This window comes from Oceanicola granulosus HTCC2516 (assembly GCF_000153305.1).
In the GTDB taxonomy this organism is placed as follows: domain Bacteria; phylum Pseudomonadota; class Alphaproteobacteria; order Rhodobacterales; family Rhodobacteraceae; genus Oceanicola; species Oceanicola granulosus.
Genome location: NZ_CH724108.1, coordinates 402,642 through 425,803 on the forward strand (window position 1 = coordinate 402,642; position 23,162 = coordinate 425,803).

The window sequence follows — 23,162 nt, forward strand, 5'->3', positions numbered from 1 at the left end:
AGCGTGCGGTCGAGGGCGACGTCACCATCGGCATCGGCGGCAACCGGATCGTGCTGCCGGGCGAGACCGAGACCTTCTCGGTGGCGCTCGAGAACCAGCAGAACCTCGACGCGCCCTACACCTACTTCGAGGTCGGCGTGCCCGAACTGCACCTCAACCCCTACGTCTACGGCCTGCCGTTCCTGAACTTCTACACCAACGTGCGCGGCACCCCCGACGGCGCCGCCGGCACGCCCAACGAGGACATCTTCTGGGCCGGGCTCGAGAGCATCGTCAACCGCGACGGCCAGCTGACCACCAGGGGCTTCGCCTACGACGTGCCCGCCGACGGCTTCGCGGGCTTCAGCTTCAACGTCGAGATCTACCCCGGCCTCGCCGAGCTCAACGCGCAGGCGTTCGAGGAATTCCGCACCCGGATGGCGCGGGTGCTGCCCGACCTCGACGACATCCTCGAGGAAGGCGGCGAGGGGGCGGTCGGCGAGTGGTTCGATGCGGTCGTCGAGAAGGCGAGCGAGATCTCCCCCGGCCTCGGCGCGGCGCTCGCGGAGTTTCCGTTCGAGGAGCTCTACAACAAGAACTCCGCCAAGCCGGGCGACTGCGAGATCCCGTTCATCCCGTTCCGCAGCCACGTCTTCGCGGCCGCCACGTCGATGTCGCGCGCCGAGTTCGTCGCCTTCCAGACCCGCGAGGCGCTGGAGTTGCGCGACGCGATCCTCGCCAGCGAGACTCCGCCGCCCGCGCTGGTGGCGCTGACCGGCGATCCGCAGGTCTGGGTCGACCTCTACCTCGCCGGCCTCGAGCAGGCCGGGCTGCTGCGCGACGAGGACGACATCCCGCCGATCCGGGAGCGCCAGGAGATCGTCTCGCTGATGGCGGTGCTGGCCTCCGGCGTCCTGTTCGGCCCGGCGGGGGCGGAGATCCGCTCCGACGCCGACGTGCTCGGCTTCTTCGAGGAGCTGCGCGCGCTCTACGGTCACGACGCGACGCTGATGGCCGACATCGAGTACTGGGACCCGCGCGAGAGCGACTGCTACGCCGGCGAGGTCCCGATTCCCGAGCTGCCGGTGTTCGAGGATTACGACCTCGGCCTCGGCAACGAGACCCACTTCCAGGCGGTGCGGCTCTACCACCCGTGGGTGCCGTTCGACAAACGCGGCGCGGCGCTGCCGGCGGACTTCCAGAACTCGGTCGGGCCGGTCGACGGCGAGGGCTTCGAGACGCTCGACTTCTCGAGCTACTTCGCCAGCCCCGCCAACAGCCAGCGCCTCGCCTCCATCGCCGGGCCGCAGACCTTCGACACCGCCGGCTGGCTGCCGGCGACGGCGGACCTGCCCTACACGGTGCGCTTCGAGAACGACGGCGAGAGCCAGACCTGGGCCAACCGCATCGAGATCGTCACCCAGCTCGATCCCGACCTCGACCCGCGCTCGTTCGAGCTCGGCGACATCAAGATCGGCGACATCAGCATCGACGTCCCCGAGGGGCGCTGGTTCTACCAGGACGAGATCGACTTCACCGACACCGCCGGCTTCCTGCTGCGGGTCAGCGCCGGGGTCGACCTCTACCAGGACCCGGCCTCGGTGCGCTGGGTGCTGCAGGCGATCGACCCGCTCACCGGCGAGCAGCTCCAGAGCACGACCGAGGGGCTGCTGCCGCCCAACACCGACCTCGGGCGCGGCGCGGGCTTCGTCTCCTACACGGTGCGCCCGCGCGAGGACGTCGCCACCGGCACCCGGATCAGCGCCGAGGCGCGGGTGCTGTTCGACACCGCCGCGCCCGAGCAGACGCAGGAGCTCGAGCAGGTCGTCGACGGCGCCGCCCCCGACACCGATCTCGCGGTGTCCCGCGTGGAGGGCACCGACAATTACGAGCTGACCTGGGAGGCGCGCGACGATCTCGGCGGCTCGGGCGTCAAGCACGTCACGCTCTACGTCGCGACGGACGGCGGCGACTTCCGGATCTGGCAGCGCCGGCTGACCGAGGCGGGCGGCACGCTGGTCTTCGAGGGCGAGGCGGGCAGGAGCTACGAGTTCCTCGCCCTCGCCACGGACGTCGCGGGCAACGTCGAGGCCCCGGCGGACGGCGGCGCGGTCACGGGCGACGGCGACGCGGTCAACCTCGGCGCGCCCGCGAGCGTCACCTCGAGCACACCGCCCAACTTCGGCGAGCCGCCGCCAGAGATCGACACGCCCTCGGAGAACCCGCTCTTCGAGATGGCCGAGGCGCTGGTGCCGTCGGCCGACCCGCTCACCGCGCTGCCCGAGTTCACCTCCGTGCTCAGCCCGTTCATCGGCCAGTCCTTCGTCACCGGCGTCGGCGCGTCGAACGGCGGCATCGCCCCGATGGCGCTGATGGAGCGCGCCGACGGCGACATCTGGGTCTCGGGCGGGGCCAACCGGGGCGCGATCTTCGTCTTCGACGCCAACGGCGGCGCGGCCTCGGCGCAGACGCAGCTCACGGCGCTCGACGTGCCGGTCTTCAACCTCGAGGAAGACGCGCAGGGCCGCATCTGGGCCACCACGGGCGGCGGCGCGCTGGTGCAGCTCGACCCGACGACGGGCGCGATCCGCGACAGCTTCGGCGAGGGCATCACGATGGGCCTCGCCATCGAGGCGGCGACGGGGCTGATCTACGTGGGCGCCAACAGCGGCGTCCTGGTGTTCGACCCGGAGACCGGCAGCTTCACTCAATGGAGCCGCGACGAGAACCTGCGCGTCTCCTCGCTCGCCTTCGACAATTACGGCGACCTCTGGGCCGCCACCTGGCCGGACCGGGGGCAGGTGATCCGATTCACCGACCGGATGCGCGGCGAGCTGATGCTGGAGTTTGCCGCGCCCGTCGACAGCCTCGCCTTCGGCAAGGACGGGACCGACCTCGAGGACCTGATCTTCATCAGCCACAACAGCGGTGCCGTCTCCGACACCGGCGAAGTGGCGGAGGGGGCGGCGCTGACGATGGTCGACCAGGCCACGCTGCGGCGCATCGACATCGCGCGCGGCGGCAGCCGGGGCGACGAGGTGCTGACGCTCTCCGACGGCCGGGTGCTGGTCAGCCAGTCGAGCCAGGTCGACATGATCGCTCCCGCCTATGCGCCCGCGATCATCGCCACCAATCCCGCCCCCGGCAGCCGCATTCCGCTGCCGCACCCGGTGCTGACGGTGCGCTTCGACCAGGACATGTTCGCCGGCGACGCCAGCTCCGCCGCCTCGGTGCGCAACGCGGCGAACTACACGCTCGAGCGCGCCGACGGCACGCTCGTGGTGCCCGAGACGGTGCTCTACGATCCGACGACGCGCACCGTGCTGCTGCGGGTGGGCAACCTGCAGGGCGGCGACTACACGCTCACCGTCGCGGGCTCCGTCGCCTCGATCCACGGCATCCGGATGGGGACCGACCACGTCACCGCCTTCACCGGGCTGGAAGACCTGTCCACCTCCATCGAGGTCTCCTTCACCCGCACCCGCTTCGACCGCGCCACGGGCACGGTCTCCTACGAGGTGCAGCTCACCAACACGTCGCCCACCGACATCGTCCTGCCCGCGCTGCTGACGCTCGATCCCCGCCACGGCTACAGCGGCGTGCCGCTGGCGAGCGACGGGCAGACCGACGACGGCGTCTGGCTGGTCGACCTGTCCGCCGCGCTGCCCGCCGACGGGCGGCTCGGGGCGGGGGAGTCGACCACCGGCCTGACCGTGGGCATCGCCACGCCCGACCGGCAGCGCATCCAGTTCTCCACCGGCGTCATCGCCTCCGCGACGCCCAACGCCGCGCCCGAGTTCACCTCCGAGCCGCCGACGACCGCCGAGATCGGCACGCCGCTGATCGCCACGATGGTCGCCGAGGACCCGGACGGGCAGCCAATCCTCTACGACCTGCTCACCGCCCCGGCCGGCATGTCGATCGACGCGGTGAGCGGCGTGCTGAGCTGGACCCCGCCCGCCGGCGTCGCCGACACGGTGCCGGTCACCGTGCAGGCCTTCGACAGCCGCGGCGCAGCGGCGCTGCAGCGCTTCGTGCTGCGCGTCGAGGGCGGCAACGCCGCGCCCGTCTTCGCCGCGCTGCCCGACAGCCTCGAGCTTCGCGAGGGCGAGCTCGTCGAGTTCGACGTGCTGGTGAGCGACCCGGACGCCGACGACGTGGTGACCTGGCTCGACGACCTGCCGCCCGGCGCCGTCTACGACCCGGCGCTGCGGCGCTTCTCGTGGGTGCCCGACTACGAGTCGGCCGGCACCTACACCGTCACCCTGCGCGCCAGCGACGGCAGCCGCGAGAGCGCCGCTGCCATCGAAATCCGCGTCGCCGAGGCGGCGCGGCCGATCCGGCTCGGCCTGCCGTTCCGCACGCTGAACGCCACCGAGGGCGACCGCATCCGCTTCAACCTGCTGGCCGAGGCCGACCCCGGCACGCCGCTGACCTTCGGCACCTTCAACGCGACGCTGCCCTTCGGTGCGACGCTCAACGCGCTGACCGGCGAGTTCGAGTGGACGCCGGGCTATACGCAGGAGGGCACCTACGAGATCCTGTTCGCTCTGTCGGACGGGGAGGGGGTGGCGCTCGAGGCGATGGAAATCACCGTCGCCGCCGGCAACGGCGCGCCGGTCTTCGACCAACTCGACGGCTTCCGCGTCTACGAGGGCCAGCGCTTCGCCATCCGCCCCTTCGCCAGCGACCCCGACAACCCGCTCTTCGAGCCGGGCGTGCGGCTCGGCGACGGCACCGTGGAGCAGGCGACGGACGTGCCGAAGACCGTCGAGATCGAGCTGCTCTCCGAACTGCCCGAGGGCGCGGAGTGGGACGCCGAGACGTGGGCGCTGACCTGGATCCCGGGTGCGGGGCAGGCGGGGAGCTACAGCTTCCGCTTCCGCGCCACCGACGACGGCGCCGAGACCGGCGTGCCGCTCAGCGCCGAGACGGAGATGGTCCTCGAGGTGCTCGACCTCAATCTCGGCCCGCGGCTCGCGGAGTACGGCAACGTCACGCTGGCGCGCGACGAGGTGCGCGAGATCGCCGTCGCCACCACCGACCCCGACGGCGACCCGGTGACGCTGCAGCTCATCAACGAGCAGCCGGGCCTGCCGCTACCGGCCTTCATCGGCTTCACCGACAACGGCGACGGCACCGGCACCATCCGCCTCGCGCCCGGCGTCGGCGACCGGGGCGAGCACGCGGTGACGCTGGTCGCCTTCGACGACGGCGGCGACGAGGGGCAGGTGCGGGGGGATGCGCGCACCTTCGTGGTCAAGGTCGAGAGCGACAACGAGCCGCCGGCCTTCCTCTACCAGGGGCCGGTCGTGGCGATGGTGGGCGACCCGCTGGAGGTGGCCATCGACGTGGGCGATCTCGACCAGGACGACCTGACCTTCGGCCCCGTCGCGGGCCTCGGCGCGGGCGCGACGCTGACCGCCGATCCGCTGATCTACGGCCGGGCCCTGCTGCGCTGGACGCCGACGGCGGCCGACATCGGAAGCTACACCGCGCAGATCAGCGTCACCGACACCGGCAACGACGGGGTGACGGCACCGGCGACGAGCCAGATCGAGTTCACGGTCGCGGTGCGCGCGGCCAACACCGCGCCGGTGCTCGCGCCGCTCGGCACGCTCGAGGCGACGGAGGACGAGGCCTTCAGCCACACCTTCGCCGCCACCGACGCCGACGGCGACCCGCTCACCTTCCGCGCCGAGGGCCTGCCCACCGGCGCGGCCTTCGACCGCCGCACCGGCACCCTGTCATGGCGGCCGACGGCGGCGCAGGCGGGGAGCTACGTGGTCACGATTTCGGCCAGCGACGGGCAGGCGACGTCGAGCGAGGCGGTGGAGATCGAGGTCGGCCAGGTCAACCGCGCGCCGGTCTTCGTGCCGATGATCACCCAGCTCGGCCGCGACCGGGCCGAGCTGCGCTTCACCCTCGCCGTCGCCGATCCGGACGGCGACCCGGTGGTGCTCTCGGTGCTCTCGGCGCTGCCCGAGGGCGCGGCCTTCTCGACGGAGCGCGGCGAATTCGCGTGGATCCCGCAATACGACCAGTCCGGCCAGTACGTGCTGCGCTTCGCGGCGCAGGATCCGCAAGGCCTGCAGGACATCATCGAGGTCATCGTCGACATCGCCGACGTCAACCGCGCCCCCGAGCTGGAGGTGTCCGACCGGACCTTCCTCATCGGGCAGGAGAAGAGCTTCCAAATCGCCGCGTCCGATCCCGACGGCGACGCGCTGAGCTTCGAGGCGGTCAACCTGCCGCCCGGCGCGACGGTCGATGCCGCGACGGGCCTCGTCACCTGGACGCCGGGGCCGGGGCAGGAGGGAGATCACTACGTCACCTTCATCGCCTCCGACGGCAAGACCACCGACCGGCAGACCATCGTCATGCGCGCCTCGCTCGAGCCGCAGCCGCCGAGCGTGCGCATCGAGCTGACGCCGAGCTTCCCGGCGGTGCCCGGTCAGCCGGTGCTGGTGCAGGTCGTCGCCGACAGCCTCGCCGACATCGACAGCGTCGCGCTCTACGTCGACGGCGCGGAGGTGACGCTCGACGCGCGGGGGCGGGCGACGATCACGCCCGACGATCCGGGCAAGATGGCCCTGCGCGCCGTGGCGCTCGACGCCGACGGGGTGACGGGCGAGGCGGAGCTGCCGCTCAAGGTGCGCGACCCGGCCGACCGCAGCGCGCCCGTGGTGCTGCTCGACCCGCTGCTCGGCCTCGGCGCGCTGAGCGGCGTGCGCGGGATCGAAGGGGTGATCTCCGACAGCAACCTCGACAGCTGGCGCCTCGAGCTGCTCGCCGCCGACCGCCAGACCGTGCTCGGCGTGCTGGGCGAGGGGGAGAGCGCGACCTCGGGCACGCTCGGCGAGCTCGACACCCGCCTGCTGCAGAACGGCCTCTACGCGCTGCGCGTCATCGCCACCGACATCGGCGGGCGCAACGTCCGCGAAACGGTGGACATCGAGATCAACGGACCCTCCAAGACCCTCCGCCACGTCGAGGCCGAGACCGACGTGACCGTGACGCTCGGCGGCGTCGAGTTCGCGCTGACCCGGCGCTACGACAACCTCGCGCCCGGCGGGGCCTTCGGGCTCTGGTCGGCCGGGTTCGAGACCGACATGGTCGTGCAGGCCGCGCAGACCGGCCGCGAGGGGCTGGGCAGCTACGCGGCGCTGGAGCAGGGCGCGCGGCTCTACCTGACCGCGCCCGACGGCAGCCGGCTCGGCTTCACCTTCACGCCGGTGCGCGAGAGCGTGGGCGAGCTGACCTTCTTCGTGCCGCGCTGGGTGCCCGACGCGGGGCAGGGCGACTGGAGCCTGCGCTCCGCCGAGACCTTCCTGCGCCGGGCCGGGGGCAAGTACTTCACCGTCGACGGCGCGCTGCCCTACAACGTGCGTGACCCGCTGATCGGCGGCGCGCAGCCGTTCGTGCTGTCGGGGCCGGACGGGCGCGACTTCATCCTGTCGTCCGCGGGCCGCGTGACGGAGATCCGCGCGGGCGGCCAGCGGCTGTTCGTCGGCGACAGCGGCGTCACCGCGACCAACGGCGACACCCTCGCCTTCCTGCGCGACGCGGCGGGCCACGTTACCCGCGCCACAACCCCCGACGGGCGCGCCTTCGTCTACAGCTACGACCCGCTCGGCCGGCTCACCTCGATGCGCGCCCTCGAGGACGGCAGCGGCCAGCGCTACGGCTACGATGGCACCCTGCTGACGCTGGCGAGCGACATCGGCGGCGGCGGGCGGGCCATCGACTACAGCGGCGGCAACCTGCCGGTGATGCCGGTTGCGGAAGATCTCGGCGGGCTCGCGCAGGTCACCGGCCGCACCGTCGCCAGCCCGGCGGGCTTGGCGGGCTACACCACCGTCGTGCGCGCCAGCGAGATCGCCGGCGCGGCGGGCGGGCGGCTGATCCTGCGCATCGCCACCGCCGAGCGCGACGCGCGCATCGCCCTCTCCGGCGCCGAGCTGCTGTCGCTCGAGCGGACCGACGCGGGCGCGGTGGCGCTCTTTTCGGTGAGGGTGCCGGGGCTGAAGCTGATCGAGATCGAGACCGACGCGGCGGCCGGCGCAGGCACCGACTTCACCGTCTCCGTCGCGGGCGATCTCGACCTCGACGGCGATGTCGACGGCACCGACAGCGCCGCCCTCACCGCCGCTGCGGCGGGCGGCGACATCACCGGCGACGGCCTCGTCGACAGCGACGACCGGGGCGTGCTCAACGTCAACTTCGGCATCACCCGCAACGCCGCGCCGGTGGTGGCGACGAGCCTGCCGGAGGTGTTCACCCACGAGGAGCTGCCGGTCTACGTGGCGCTCGACGATATCGTCTCCGACGCCGAGGGCGACCGCGTCTTCTTCCGCGTCGTCTCGAGCGAGAACGTCACCGCGAGCTTCACCGCCGACGGCGAACGGCTGCGGCTGACGCCGGCCGACGACTTCGCCGGCATCGCCGAGATCACGCTGATCGCCGACGACGGCTTCACGTCGACCGCGCCGATCACCCTCGAGGTGGAGGTCTCCGACGCGCCGCTGCTGTCGCTCGATTTCGCCAGCCGCGATCTCTACTTCACCGAGGGCGGCGAGGTGGCGCGGGTCCACGTGATCGGCCAGTTCGCGGACCAGGCCGACGTGGTGCTGCCGCTCGACTACGTCAACGCCGAGGTGCTCGACGGCGACGTCGCGAGCCTGTCGCGCAGCGGCATCCTGACGGCTAAGTCCGATGGCACGACCGCGCTGGTGGTGCGCCGCGACGGCATCGCGGCGGCGACGGTGCTGGGGGTGGGGCTGGTCTACGAGGGCCAGAAGGTCTCGTCGCTGATCTACGGCATCGACGCCTATCCCGACGAGGTGACGCTGCTGGCCGAGGGCGGCGAGCGGCAGATCGTCGTCACCGTGGGGGAGGACCGCACCGAGCCGTTCCACCTGCAGGCCGCGTCGAACGGCACGATCTACGTCGCGGCCGACGAGAGCGTCGTCACCGTCACCGACGACGGGCTGATCCGCGCGGTGGGCGAGGGGCGCACCACCGTCACCGCGATCTACGGCTACGGCGAGGAGACGCTCGACGTGCGGGTCGCCGCGCCGATCGAGGGCGACAGCGGCAGCATCGGCAGCGAGGGCGGCGCGATCCGCAACAGTGATGGCATCACCGCCGCCTTCGGCCCGGGCCAGCTCCCCGACGGGGCGACGGTCAGCGTCACGCAGCTCGACGAGGCCGACCTCGCCGAGCCGGTGCCCGAGCAGTTCGACTTCCTCGCCGGGGTGCAGCTCGACGTCTCCAGCCCCATCGACGGGCCGATCCAGCTCGCCGCGCCGGTGGCGGGCGCCGAGGCGGGCGACGAGGTGGTGTTCTTCGCGCTCATGGACCACAGCGAGGTGACGCAGGGCGAGATCGGCCTGCTCTGGACGCTGGTCGACAGCGGCGTCGTCGGGGCCGACGGCATGGCGCGCACCGCGTCGCCGCCGTTCCCGGGGCTCAGCGAGCGCGGCAGCATCATCGTGGCGCGGGCGAACCAGAAGCTCGACCTGACCGGCATCCGCCTCGACCGGGCGATCAAGTCGGGGCTCATCGCGGTCGCCGGGGTCGGTTTCGGCGTCGCCGTCGCCACGGCGTTCCCGTCGCCGGTCGGCGTTGCCGTCGGCGCCGGCATCGCCGCCGCCGCGATCGGCTACAGCGCCTACCTCTACCTCTCCGATATCCGCCTCAACGAGATCGACGTCTACGCCGAGTGGGCCGGGAAGTATTCCAAGGACACCATCGCCATCAAGCGCGAGGACGTCGGCAAGCCCATCGACATCACCAGCCGGATCACCGACCCGACCCCGGACACGCCGAGCACCCAGCCGCTCGTCACCAAGGCCGCCGCCGCCGCGGGCTCGACCGGCGAGGTGCCGAGCCTGCTGATCCGGGTCGACAACGCGCTCAACCCGGAGGGCTTCGGCTCGGAGGTGGAACACCTGCGCGTGGTCTTCCAGATGGGCAATTACGAGCGGGTGATCTACGGCACGGACTTCCTCGCCACGGCCAAGCAGGGCACCACCGCCGAATTCACCATCGAGCTGCCCGAGGACATCCTGGTCAGCAAGGCGCTGATCTTCGTCGACCGCCCCTACGCCACCAACAGCTACACCTCCGCCGGCGAATGGCTGAGCCCGCAGCATCTGCGCTCGCAGTCCTTCACCGTCGCCAACACCGCCGGTTACGGGGTGATCGGCGGGCAGGACGACGACTACAACCCGATCGTCGAGCTGTTCAACATCCTGCCCGCCGGCGTCACCTCGGGCGAGCAGAACATCACCCGCTCGATCCCGCTGATGGACGGCAACACGCCGCTGCGGGGCTGGGTCATCGACGCCGAGATGGCGCAGGACCTCTCCGCCGCCTTCGTGGCGACGCAGTACGGCATCGCGATCATCGACATGCTGCGGCTCGAGCAGTTCGACACCGATGCCGCCACCGACGGCAAACAGCTCATCAAGATCCCCGATGCTGGACGTATCCAGCACATCAAGCTCGATCCGAAGGGGCGCTTCCTCTACGTGGCCGGGCTGGGCAAGATCTTCACCATCGACCTGCGCCCCGGCTCGTCGACCTACCTCAAGCAGATGCCCGCGGTGACGCTCGATATCCCCGAAGAGGCGCGCGAGCGGATGGGCGGGCAGATCAACGACATCGAGCTGAACGCCGACGGCACGCTGCTGTACGTGGCAGTCCCCTATGGCGGCATGTTCGGCCGCGACGGCTTCGCGCGCGGGCCTGGGATCGAGGGCAAGATCCACGTCATCAACGTCAACCAGGAGCACCGGCCCGAGGGCGGCCAGGCTGGCGGCAAGCACGCGTACTACCAGGACTTCTACCAGTTCAAGGCCGGCGTCGATCCCTACGACATCGCCGCAACCGACGACGCCAACCGCCTCGTTTCCGTCGCGCGCGGCGAGCGCCGGCAGGGCTTCTACAGGATCGTGGCCAGCGGGTCGACCCCGGACGACTTCGAGGCCGAGGCCGAGCCGATGCGCAGCCCCGGCGACGGGCGCAGGGCGCTCCAGCTCAACGAGGGCGGCATCGGCGTGCGCTACGTGCCCTGGGTGCTGCCCTGGCCCACGGGGGCGGTGGTGGACCTGTCCTACTACGAGAAGATCTCGTCGCAGTACTACGACCTCGACATCAACCACCCCAGCGCTGTGGCGGTGACGCCCGACGGCGGCTACGCCTTCGTCGCCGACTACCACCTGTCGCGCTACCTCACGATGCCCGCCGAGCTCGCCTACGAGATCGAGCTGCGCCATGCGCTCGGCTCCAAGGTCGGCCTGATCCGCAATCCGTTCGAGTTCAGCCTCGAGACCTGGCGCGAGTCCGAGATCTCGGGCAACCATTTCGAGCGGGCGCGGCTCGAGAGCGTCTCGAGCCCGGTGCCGATGCAGTTCATCCGCGAGCTCGAGATGTCTCCGTCCGGCGACAGGCTCTATGCCGGCTACCGGGGCGCCGGCGTCATCGTCAACTTCGACGTCAACAACTGGGCGGTGAAGTCGTTCAACCGCCCCGACAACCGCACCACGCCGATCGACCGCCTCAAGTCCCGTGAGATCGACAACAGCCTCGAGCTCTACGGCGACCCGATCGACGTGCGCCGCCACTCGCTCGGCCTCGCGGTGCAGGTTGTCACGGGGCTGGAGCTGCGCAGCCCGACCGGCCCAATCCAGGTGCACGGCGACGAACCCGAGGAGCTGGTGCTCGAGGCATGGCTCGACACCGAGAAGTCGGGCCTGAAGCGGTGGCGCGGCGACTTCTACGTTTCCGGACTGCTGCCGGGGCAGGGGCTGTTCCCGACCGATCCCAAGCGCCCCCGCGCCGACCTGATCGGCTCGCTGGCGACGCTGGTGGAGAAGGCAGGCGCGGCCATCAAGGGCGAGGAATACCAGGCGCCCGACGCCAACCCGCACCGGATCGTCGATACCCGCAAGGCTTCGGAGAAGGTGAAGCTGATCTCGGGCTACGAGTACCTGCTCCAGTCGGACGGCACGATCAAGCGGGGCGCGGCGATCACGCCCGAAGACCCCGAGGACAAGCCGCAAGACCTTCTGCGGCTGCGCATCGATCCCAAGATCGCCGGCCTGCTCACCGGCGGGCAGACGTTCTTCTGGGGTGTCGAGACCACCGCGATGTCGGGCTTCAGCGCGAAGGGCTCGACCTCGTTCCAGACCCTAGCCGCGCCGACGACGACGCCGTTCAGCTCGGTGACGGTGCTGACGCACGGGATGCTCATCAACCCGATGCCCGACTACGGAAACACCGCGCTCGACGAGGAGGCGCTGTCGGACTGGCTCGCCTACGCCGAGACCATCGCGGCAGCGAAGGACAAGGGCGTCATCCTCGTCTACAACCGCCAGACCGGCCTGTTCCACGACTACGATCCGCAGTTGTCGCGCGGCAAGCGGATCAGCACGAGCGCGTTCGACATCACGTCGCTCGACCCCGGCAGCGCCGTCACCATCGTCAGCGACTGGGCCCGCGAGAGCGACATCACCGATACCGGTTTCGCCGAGGCGGCGGCGGATACGCTCTTCGCCGCACTCGTCCACCTCAACCGCAGCAGCGGCAACGACCTGTTCAAGAGCCCGCTGCACTTCATCGGCCACGGCCGCGGCGCGGTCGTCAACTCGGAGATCATCCAGCGCCTCGGCCTGAACTTCACGGCCGACATGGACATCCAGATGACCACCCTCGACCCGCACGATTTCGGGCAGAGCTCGCTCGATTTCCCGGTCGTGGACATCATTACCGCCTACATCCAGCTCGCCAAGAACACGGCGACGGTGACGGGCCTCTTCTACCCGCCCGCGCTCGCGGTGGTGCAGCCGCTCGACAAGGCCGAGAAGGCGATCGGCAAGATGGGCGACCTGGTGAAGTTCCTCGGGCTGAACCTGACGCCGATCGCTTGGGGCGACTTCAAGGACCCCAACGTGTTCGTCTGGGACAACGTCGACTTCGCCGACAACTACTTCCAGAACAGCGTCGCCGACGCCAAGGACATCAAGAAGTCCACGGGGCTGCTGGATGCCGCCGGTGATGCGATTTCCAACCGCGTCAGCAAGATCATCGCCAAGTACAGCCAGGAGTTCACCCAAAACGGCCGCTCGCTGATCGACATGAAGGACAGCGCCGAGCCGGTCCCGAAGGTGATCGGCCAGCCCAACATCGAGCTCGACTTCACCGGCGCCAAGATCCCCGGCTTCGTGGATTCCGACCTCCTGGCCTCGCCGCACGACCGGGTCGTGACCTGGTACCTCGGCACCGCCGACCTCAACAGCCTCGACCTCAACGGCGAGATCGTCTGGCGCAGCGAGGGCGACGCCCGCACCGTCGTCGGCGCCTCGAGCGGGGTGAAGTCCTACCACTACATCACCCGCATCTTCGCCGAATTGTATACCGAGCAGCCCTGGTACGGCACCAGCTCCGACATCCTCAGCGCCGGCGCGGTGCGGGCGGACTACTTCAAGGGCTACTTCAAGCGCCCCAACGAGGATCGCATCAAGTGGCGCGGCAGCGACGGCTACACGATCACCGAGGCGGTCGGGTCGGGCTACTACTTCTCCGCCACCGGCGGCGGTGCCGATATCCGCCCCAAGCCGCTCAGCCCGGCGCGCACGCCCGTCAGCTTCGACAACACCGCCGTCGGCTACCGCAAGCCCGAGAAGAACGAGACGCCGAAGGTTACCGCGCCCTATCCGACGGTCTTCAACGGCGACTTCGAGCACGGCACCAAGATGTCGGGCCTCGAATACCTCAAGTGGCTGCTCAGCGTCCTCTACAACGTCGCCGACACCGGGAAGATGGTCCAGGACGGCCAGTACGAGGGCAAGGACGGCAAGCCGGAATACGGCATCAAGGCGCTGCTCAAGAACCTCTCCATCCCCAACCTGTCGCCCGAGCTCGGCCGCTTCCCGCTGCACTACGACCTGCCCGGCTGGTCCATGCACGGCGGCACCGGCAGCGCCGCGGGCGTGCCCGGTGACGACGAGGGCACCTCCTACACGCTGCGCCTGTTCGACAACATCCTGCCGATCTTCGAGGGCCCGATCGACATCACCGGCTGGTTCGTCTTCAACAAGAACATCGTCAAGGAGATCGTCGACGTCCTGAAGCTCGTCCTTCGGCCGATGCTGAAGAACCTCGCCGACAAGGCCATCGAGGCCTTCGTCAAGGAGCGCCGCGTCCGGCTGGCCCAGCAGGAGAACCCGGAATTCGTCGCCGAGGAGCGCCAGGCCTTCATGGATCTCAACGGCCTGAGCGAGAAGACGATCGACGGCAAGAAGGTCGTCGTCGACAAGGATGGCAACAAGAAGATGGAGGTGGCGGAGCTCGACACGGTCGCCAACTACATCATCAAGAGCCTGAACTCTCTGTCGATCTACAACACGCTCTGGGATTTCATGGTCAAGACGATCGTCGAGGCGAAGTTCCTCGACCCGGTGAAGGAGCCGCCCAACCTCAAGAAGATCGGCGAGGAGACCAAGAAAGGCAGTCCCGAGCGGAACAAGGCGCTCAACGATGTGGCGGACTGGATGTTCGACACGCTGACCAAGGGGCTCGCGCACCTCATCGACAAGGCCGTCACCGGCACGCCGGTCAACGATGCCATCGGCGGCAAAGACTACGCGATGTTCATGGGCGGCGGCACGTTTATCAAGAACCTGATCGGCCTGATGTTCCCCGACTTCGAGAGCTCCTACTTCGGACAGGACGAGGACGGCTCGCCCCGCTCGCTCGAGGACCTGTTCCAGGATGCGTTCGACGAGTTCGCCCAGCTCGACAGGCTGACCCACAACCGCCTCTTCATCCCGCCGAACATGAGCCACCTGGAGGTCGAGGCGATCATCCCGCTGTCGTTCGCCGACAGCAACGCCCTCCAGGTCACCTTCACCCCGCTCGACGGCGGCGCAGCCAAGAGCGAGCTCGTGATGATCGGCCGGCAGGCCTTCTCGAAGCAGAAGCTGCGGTTCACCGTGCCGCCGACCTTCAAGGGACAGGTTGTCAGCCTCACCATCGAGCAGGTCGACCCGGAGCCCTTCTCCGATCTCGCCAACGATCCCGCCATCGGCCTGCTCGAGCGGACCGGCTACGTGCTCGCCGAGCTCGGCGACGACATCTTCGGCGCGCTCAGCTCGTTCATGTTCCTCGACAACATCAAGCTCGTTGGTCCCTCCAACCAGACCGCCGCCGAGACCGGCGCGGGCGCGGAGGCGATCAGCCTCGCCGAGGCGCGGGCGATGGGCGAGACGGCGGCGGGGATCTGGGCCGACAGCGGGCTGCTGGCCGATCCGGAGTTCGAGCGCATCACCATCCAGGTGGGCGATCTCGGCGAGGGTGTCCTCGCGACGCACGAGAACGGCGTCATCACGGTCGATGCCGACGCCGCCGGGCTCGGCTGGTTCGTCGACGCCACGCCCCGCGACCAGGCGGAGTTCACCGCCACCGGCGAGCCGCACCTGTTCGCCGCGACGGGCGGCGCGGCGGCGGGGCGGTACGACCTGCTGACGGTGCTGCTGCACGAGATGGGCAACGCGGTGGGGCTGGTCGATCACCCGGTCTCGACCTCGGGCGACTACCTGATGACGACGCTGCTCGAGCCCGGCGAACGCCGCCTGCCGTCGCGCCCCGACGTCGGCGACTGGAGCGCCGCGCCCGAGGATGCGCCCGCGCCCTTCGGGCTGGGCGCGAGGAGCGGCACCGAGCCGGGCTTCACCGCCTTCTCGAGCGGCCCCTCCGCGCCCTTCGCGCTGCTCACCGGCGACGCGCCCGACTTCGGCAACGGCCGCTTCGACATCCCCTTCGGCGACGCCGGCGGGCGCTGGGAGACGACCGGCGCGGTCGACAACGGCCTCGGCGCGGCGGTCATCGCCGAGACGACCAGCACGATGAGCGGCCTGAGCCAGATCTTCGGCCTGCCCGCCGAGGCGACGGGGCTGCAATTCACCCTCTCCGCCATCGATCTGAAGGCGCTCGAGGGGCAGGTGCCCGACGCCTTCGAGGTGGCGCTGTTCGACGCGCGCACCGGCGCGCAGGTGCTCGGCGGGCCGGTCGGGCTGCCGGGCTCGGACGCGGTGCTCAACCTGCAGGCCGACGGCAGCCGCTTCGCCGCCGAGGGCGTCACCGTCGAGGTGCAGGCCGACGGCACGCTGCTCGTGACCATCGACTTCACCGCCCTGAGCACGCGGCCCGACGCGCTCTACCTGTCCTACGACCTGATCGGCATGGGCGACGTCGACAGCTCCGTCACCGTCGATAACGTCCGCCTGCTCGGCCTTGCCGACAACGCCCCGCCGGTGGCCGTCGACGACCACTTCAACCTGTTCGAGGACACGCCGCTGATCCTCGACCTGCTCGGCAACGACACCGACTCAGACGGCGACGGCCTGTTCGTCGCCACCATCTCCGACCCCGCCAGCGGCACCCTCGAAGCGCTGGCCGACGGCACCTGGCGCTACACCCCCGCGCCGGGCGTGTCGGGGTCGGTGAGCTTCGTCTACACGATCTCCGACGGCCAGGCGGTCAGCGGCGAGGCCGCGGTGACGCTCGACATCGCGGCGGTGAACGACCCGCCAGTGCTCGACGACGTCGCCGACCAGGTCGTCACCTCCGGGCAGGTGCTCACGCTCAACCTGCGCGCCACCGACGAGGACACCGCCGCGAGCGACCTGCGCTTCTCGGTCGTCGAGGGGCCGACGGGGCTGACGGTCCACCAGACCACCGGCGCCCTGAGCTGGGACACCACCGGCTTCTCCGGCGAGGCGCCGGTGACGATCGAGGTCGACGACCAGTCCGGCGGCACCGCGCGCGTCAGCTTTCTCGTCGACGTCAACGGCGCCTTCCGCATCGCCGACCCGGGGCCGCAGGCCATCAGCGAGGGCGACGCGCTCTCGGTGACGCTCTCGGCCACGCTCGACGACGGGCCGGCGCAGGCGACCTTCAGCCTGCGCCCCGGCACCCCCGGATGGGTGTCGATCGACCCCGCCACCGGCGAGATCACCGGCGACAGCACCGGGCAGGGCGGCACGCACACGATCTTCTACAGCGCCACCGGCCCCGGCGGCTCCGACACCGGCCGCTTCACCCTCACCGTCGCCGCCGCGCCGGTGCTGGCGGGGCTGACCGACGTCATCCTCGTCGAGCGCACGCCGCTGGCCCTGCAGCCCACCGTCACCGACGCCGACACCCCCGCCGCCGACCTCGCCTTCTCCCGGTTCGACGGCCCGGACTGGATCGACGTCGATCCCGCCACCGGCCGCGTCACCGCCAGCACCAACGGCCATGTCGGGACCCACAGCCTCACCGTCGCCGTCACCGATCCCACCGGCCTCTCCGACCGCGCGACGATCTCGATCACCATCCTCGCGGTGCCGGTCTTCGACGCCATCGCGCCGATCAACATGAGCGCCGGCGAGGCGCTCGACGTGCCGGTCGTCGTCTCCGACGCAGACACAGACCCGGCGGACGTCACCGTGACGCAGGTCACCAGCTCGTCGTGGGTCTTCTACGACGACGCCACCGGCCGCCTCGCCGGGACCGCGCAGCCGGGACGGCACGTGATCGAGCTGCGCGCCGAGGACACGGACGGCAACGTGGGGCTGACGACGGTGGAGATCACCGTTATCGCCGCCCCGGTCTTCGCCGCGCCCGCGCCCGAGACGGTGCTGACCGGCGCGCCGGTCAGCCTGCAGCTCACCGCCGCCGACGCGGACCACGAGCTCGCCGACCTCACCTTCTCCAAGGTCAGCGGCGAGAACTGGATCACCGTCGCCCCCGACGGCACCCTCACCGCCGACACCACCGGCCGGCTCGGCATCTTCGACACCGTCGTCCGCGTCAGGGACCCGGACGGCAACACCGACACGACCACCTTCCGCCTCACCGTCCTCGCCGCCCCGGTCATCGCCGCCATCGACCCGGTGATCCTGCGCGAGGGCACCCCGCTCGCCACCGGCGTCCCCGTCAGCGACGCCGACACCGATGGCGCCGACCTCACGGTCGAGATCGTCTCCGGCCCCTCGTGGATCAGCTACGACGCGGCCAGCGGCCGCCTCACCGGCGACAGCACCGGTCAGGTCGGCAGCCACGACGTGACGCTGCGGGTCAGCGATCCCGAGGGCAACAGCCACGAGCGGCAGGTGACGGTCGAGGTCCAGGCCGTGCCCGTGATCACCGCCCCCGCCGCCGTGGAGCTCGTCGAGGGCGCCACCCTCGCCGCCGCCTTCACCGCCACCGACGCCGACGGCCCCGCGACCAGCCTGACCTTCGCCAAGGTCTCCGGCCCCGCCTGGGTGAGCGTCGCCGCCGACGGCACCGTGAGCGGCGACAGCAGCGGGCAGGTCGGCAGCTTCACCGTCGAGGCCGAGGTCACCGACGCCGACGGCCACACCGACCGCGCCAGCTTCACCGTCACCGTGCGCGCCGAGCCGGCCTTCGGCGCCATCGCCGATACCGCCCTCGCCGAGGGCGCGCCGCTCGATCTCGCGGTGCCGGTGTCGGACGAGGACACGGCGACGGACGACCTGACCATCACCATCGTCTCCGGCCCCGGCTGGATCAGCTACGACCCGGCCACCGGCCGCCTCGAGGGCGACAGCGCGGGGCAGGTGGGCGTCCATCCCGTCGACCTGGAGGTCGTGGACCTCGACGGCAACAAGGACACCACGCGGGTCACCATCACCGTGCGCGCCGCGCCGGTCATCACCGCCCCCGCGCCGGTGACGCTGCTCGAGGGCGCCGCCCTCGCCGCCACCTTCACCGCCACGGACGACGATACGCCGGCCACCGGCCTCACCTTCGCGAAGGTCTCCGGCCCCGGCTGGATCCGGGTCGCGCCCGACGGGCGCGTGAGCGGCGACAGCGCCGGGCGGGTAGGCAGCCACGTGGTCCGGGTGCGGGTGAGCGACGGCGACGGGCTCAGCGACGAGGCCAGCCTCGCCGTGACGGTGCAGGCCGCGCCGGTGATCGGGGCGGTGGCGCCGCAGGTACTGCTGGAGGGCGCGGTGCTCGACGTGCCGCTCAGCCTCGCCGACGCCGACACGCCGGCCGATGCGCTCGATCTGCGCATCGTCTCGGCGCCGCGCTGGATCACGCTCGACGCCGCCGGTCGCCGCCTCACCGGCGACAGCAACGGCGACGTCGGCCGCCACAGCGTCACGCTGCTCGCGTCCGATCCCGAGGGTCACCGCACCACCCGGACCGTCTCCGTCATCGTGCAGGCCGCGCCGGTGCTCGCGCCGATCTCCGACGTGCGCATCGTCTCGGGCGTCGCGCTCGGCGCGCAGGCTTCAGCGCGCGACGCCGACAGCCCGACCCTCACCTACCGCCTCGAGAGCGCGCCCGGCTGGATCGGGATCGACAGCCGCACCGGGGCGATCAGCGGCGACAGCGCCGGGAACATCGGCACCTTCGCCGTCGTCGTCTCGGCCACCGACGAGGCGGGGCATTCCAGCCGGCAGGGCTTCTCGGTGCAGGTGCTCGCCGCGCCCGTGCTGCAGGAGGTGGCGCCGATGGAGTTGGAGGACGGCGCGCCCGTCGCGCTGACCCTCGCGGCGGCCGACGCCGACACGCCGGCCGATGAACTGAGCTGGTCGATCCTCGACGCGCCCGACTGGATCAGCATGACCTTCCTCGACGACGGCACGCCGCAGCTCGTGGGCGACAGCACCGGCCACCCGGGCGACCACCTCGTCAGCTACATGGTGACCGATTCCGACGGCCTGACCGACGAGTACACGATGCTGTTCAGCGTCGCCTCCCAGAGCGACTTCGGCGAGGCGGCGGAGGACGGCGACAGCGTGACCGCCAACGACGGCGACAGCGGCGCGGGTGGCCCGGGGGCGCCGGTCGAGCTCGGCACCGGCGGCGGCTCGAGCCGCGGCGGGGGCGCGACGGCGGCCGGCCTGCGCACCTCGAGCGGCGGGGCGCAGGCGCCGCGGCTGGCGAGCCTGACCGGCGGGGGCGGCGGCGCGATCCTGCTCGAGGCCGGGCGCGGCGTGCCGGGCGTCGTCATCACGCCGTTCGAGGACGACGACTTCCGCTTCTGCCGCTACAGCCTGCCGGTCCGCTTCTCCTCGCTCGGCGGGATCAGCGAGATCGTCTTCGAGGTCTCGCTGCCGAGCGAAACGGTGTCGATCTATTCCGCAGAGGCGGGCGCAGACCTGCCCGAGGGGGTGCGCATCAGGACGGGGATGCGGATCATCGACGGGGTCCGCACCCTGCGCATCGTGCTGAGCGGCGACATTCCCGAGGGCGACCTCGAACTGGTCCGCGTGCTCGCGCGCAGCTTCGGGCAGGCGGCCGTCACCGACTTCTCCGGCTTCGAGATGCGCACCGTGTCGATCAACGGCGAGGCCCCGGACGCGGGCGACGAGCCGCTGACGTCGGGCGTCGATCCGGCGCGGCTCGGGGCGCTCTGCCTCGAGGATACCGGCGGCCAGAGCGCCCGGACCAGCATCGATTTGCGCGTCGACGGCCTCACCGCCGAGGCGCTGCTGCCGCCCCATGTCGACCCCGCCGCGCTTCCCGACGAGCGGCTGGTGATCCGCGCCGACGGGCTCGCCGGGGCGGGGCGGGTGGTGCTGCACCTGCTCAGCCACACGCCGGGCTTCGGCCCCGCCGGGGTGCAGGCGCTCGCCGCCGGCAGCGAGGCGGCGCTGACCGATCTCGGCGGCGGCGAGAGCCTCGTCGAGATCGGCCCGCTGCCCGACGCGGTGGAAGGCCTGCTCGCGCTCGCCGCGATCGGCTTCCTGCGGCAGGGCACCCAGCGGCGCACCGGCGCGCTCTCGGTGCTCGGGGTGACGGTCGACGGGGTCGAACTCGCGCTGGGCGGGGGCGACGAGGATTGGCCCTCGACAGACCCGGTGCAGTTGGCCGACCTTGAGATACGGGACGCCGGCGCCCTGACCATTTCGCTGCCGGCCACGCATCGATGACAGACAGGACATTGCCCCATGACCGACAGCAAGACCGACCAGACCGAGGAACCCCGCGCGCCGCGCACACCGCAGGGGACGGTCTCGCCCGGACAGGTCAAGTTCAACACCGACCAGCTCAAGAGCACCTACTGCAACGTCTGCAACGGCTCCTCCACCCGCGAGGAAGTGGTGATCAACTTCGGCGTCAACGAGAACTGGGACATGGGCGGCAAGAAGCTCGAGGTCGACCTGCACCACCGGATCGTCATGTCGCCCTTCGCCGCCAAGCGGCTGCGCGACATGATCAACCGGCTGATCGACGAGCACGAGACCCGCTACGGCAAGCTCGAGGGCTAGGGCGGCCCCGCCCATGACCCTGTCGCGCAGCATCCCCGGCGCATCGGCGGAGGCGCCCGCCGCGACGGCGGCCCTGTCGGGCGCGGCCTGGGCGGCGTTCGTGGGGGCGCGCGGCGAGCGGGCGCTGCTGCAGGCCTGGGTGACGCTGCTGATGCAGCGGGTGGACGACGCGGCCTTCGTCGTGGTGCTCGAGCCCGATCGCGACAGCGGCGCGCTCACGCCCGTCGCCGCCGGCCCCGACCCGACCCGCGATCTCGCCGCGCTGCGCCCCGCTGCCGAGCAATGCGCCACCTCCGGGCGCGCCGCGACGCTGGTGGAGGGCGAGCTCGGCTACGTCGCCGTCCCCGCCCGCACCCGCGACGGGCCGATGGCGGGGCTCGTGGTGATGGAGCTGCGCGCCACCGCCCCGGCGGCGCTCCAGCGGGCCGTGCGCGAGATCCACTGGGCCGCCGGTTGGCTCACCGCGCGCTACTGGCAGGGCGCGGCGGGCGAGGAGGCGGGCAAGGTCGAGCGGGCGGCCATCGCGCTCGACCTGCTGGCGCTGGTCCACGAGCATCCCCGTCCCGAGGCGGCGGCGATGGCGCTGGTCAACGAGGTGCAGGGGGTGCTCGAGGCCGACCAGGCCGCCATCGGCCTCGTGCGCGGCCGCCGCTCGCCGCGCGTCCGGCTGCTGACGATGTCCTACGCGGCGTGGTTCAAGCGCCGCTCCGCCCTCACCGAGAGCCTCGAGAACGCGATGGACGAGGTCTACGACCAGGGCGTCGCCGTCGCCCACCCGCCGGTCGAGGGGCTGCCGCGCTCCGTCGCCATAGCCCACGCCGACCACGTCCGCGCCACCCGCACCGCCCACATCCTGTCGCTGCCGTTGCAGGACGACGGCCGCACCGTCGGCGTGCTGACCGTCGAGCGGCGCGACGACCGGGCGTTCGACCTGCGGGAGGTGCGAATCGCCGAGAGCGTCGCGGCGCTGATGGGGCCGGTGCTCGAGCTGAAGCGGCGCAACCGGCGCTGGATCGGCGGCCGGCTCGTCGACAAGGCGGGCCACGTGCTCGGCATCCTGCTCGGGCCGCGCCGGCTGAGCTGGAAGCTGCTGGCGCTGGCGCTGATCGCGCTCGCCCTCGCGGCGGCGACGGTGCGCGGCCCGTTCCGCGTCGCCGCCGACGCGGTGCTGCGCGGCGAGGTGCAGCGCGCCGCGGTCGCGCCGTTCCAGGGCTTCGTCGCCGAGGCGCCGTTGCGGGCGGGCGACGTGGTCGAGGCGGGCGCGCTGCTGGCCCGGCTCGACGACCGCGACCTGCGGCTCGAACAGCTGCGCTGGCAGTCGGAGATCGACCGCTTTCTCGCCCAGCAGCGCACCGCGCTGGCCGAACGGTCGCGCGACGAGGTGAGCTACCTCGAGGCCCAGATCGCCCAGGCCCGCGCCCAGCTCGCGCTCACCGAGGCGCAGCTCGCCAAGACCGAGATCCGCGCGCCGATCGCCGGGGTCGTCGTCTCGGGCGACCTCAGCCAGCAGCTCGGTGCGCCGGTGCAGCAGGGCGAGGTGCTGTTCGAGGTCGCGCCGCTCGACAGCTACCGCGTGGAGCTGTTCGTCGACGAGCGCGACCTGCGCTGGGTGGAGGCGGGGATGGGCGGCACGCTGATCCTCAAGAGCCGCCCCACCGACGGGCTCGGCTTCGAGATCGGCCGCATCACCCCGGTGTCGGAGGCGCGCGACGAGGGCAACGTGTTCGTCGCCGAGGCCCGCCTCGCCGCGCCCGGCCCCGACCTGCGGCCGGGGATGGAGGGCAGTGCCAAGATCGAGGCGGGCCGCGCGCTCTACGTCTGGTCGTGGACCCGGCGGCTGCGCGACTGGGCCCGCGCGACCCTCTGGACCTGGCAGCCGTGAGGGGC

3 protein-coding genes (1 of these 3 only partly in view) are annotated in these 23,162 nt (G+C 71.4%); all 3 read left to right on the forward strand.

What is annotated here, in order from left to right; all coding sequences use genetic code 11:
- Tightly spaced (at most 18 nt apart), the 3 genes in view from OG2516_RS20020 to OG2516_RS14245 form a layout consistent with a single transcriptional unit that may run on beyond the window.
- Positions 1–20,936, forward strand: partial view of a putative Ig domain-containing protein gene (locus OG2516_RS20020; protein ID WP_007256407.1) — the 3' portion only. Its footprint begins 17,674 nt before the window's first position; 20,936 of the gene's 38,610 nt are visible here — the last part of the coding sequence; its start codon lies off the left edge, out of view; the stop codon is at positions 20,934–20,936.
- A gap of 18 nt (positions 20,937–20,954) precedes the next feature.
- Positions 20,955–21,275 (forward strand): DUF3467 domain-containing protein, encoded by a 321-nt coding sequence (locus OG2516_RS14240; RefSeq protein ID WP_007256408.1) that lies wholly within the window; start codon positions 20,955–20,957, stop codon positions 21,273–21,275.
- Between the two features lie 13 nt (positions 21,276–21,288).
- Positions 21,289–23,157: a GAF domain-containing protein gene (locus OG2516_RS14245; RefSeq protein WP_007256409.1), complete on the forward strand. Its 1,869-nt coding sequence runs from the start codon at positions 21,289–21,291 to the stop codon at positions 23,155–23,157.
- The last annotated feature ends 5 nt before the right edge of the window (positions 23,158–23,162 follow it).

Coding starts and splice junctions, on each gene's coding strand:
- OG2516_RS14240 (WP_007256408.1), top strand. CDS start 20,955: ATGACCGACAGCAAGACCGACCAGACCGAGGAACCCCGCGCGCCGCGC.
- OG2516_RS14245 (WP_007256409.1), top strand. CDS start 21,289: ATGACCCTGTCGCGCAGCATCCCCGGCGCATCGGCGGAGGCGCCCGCC.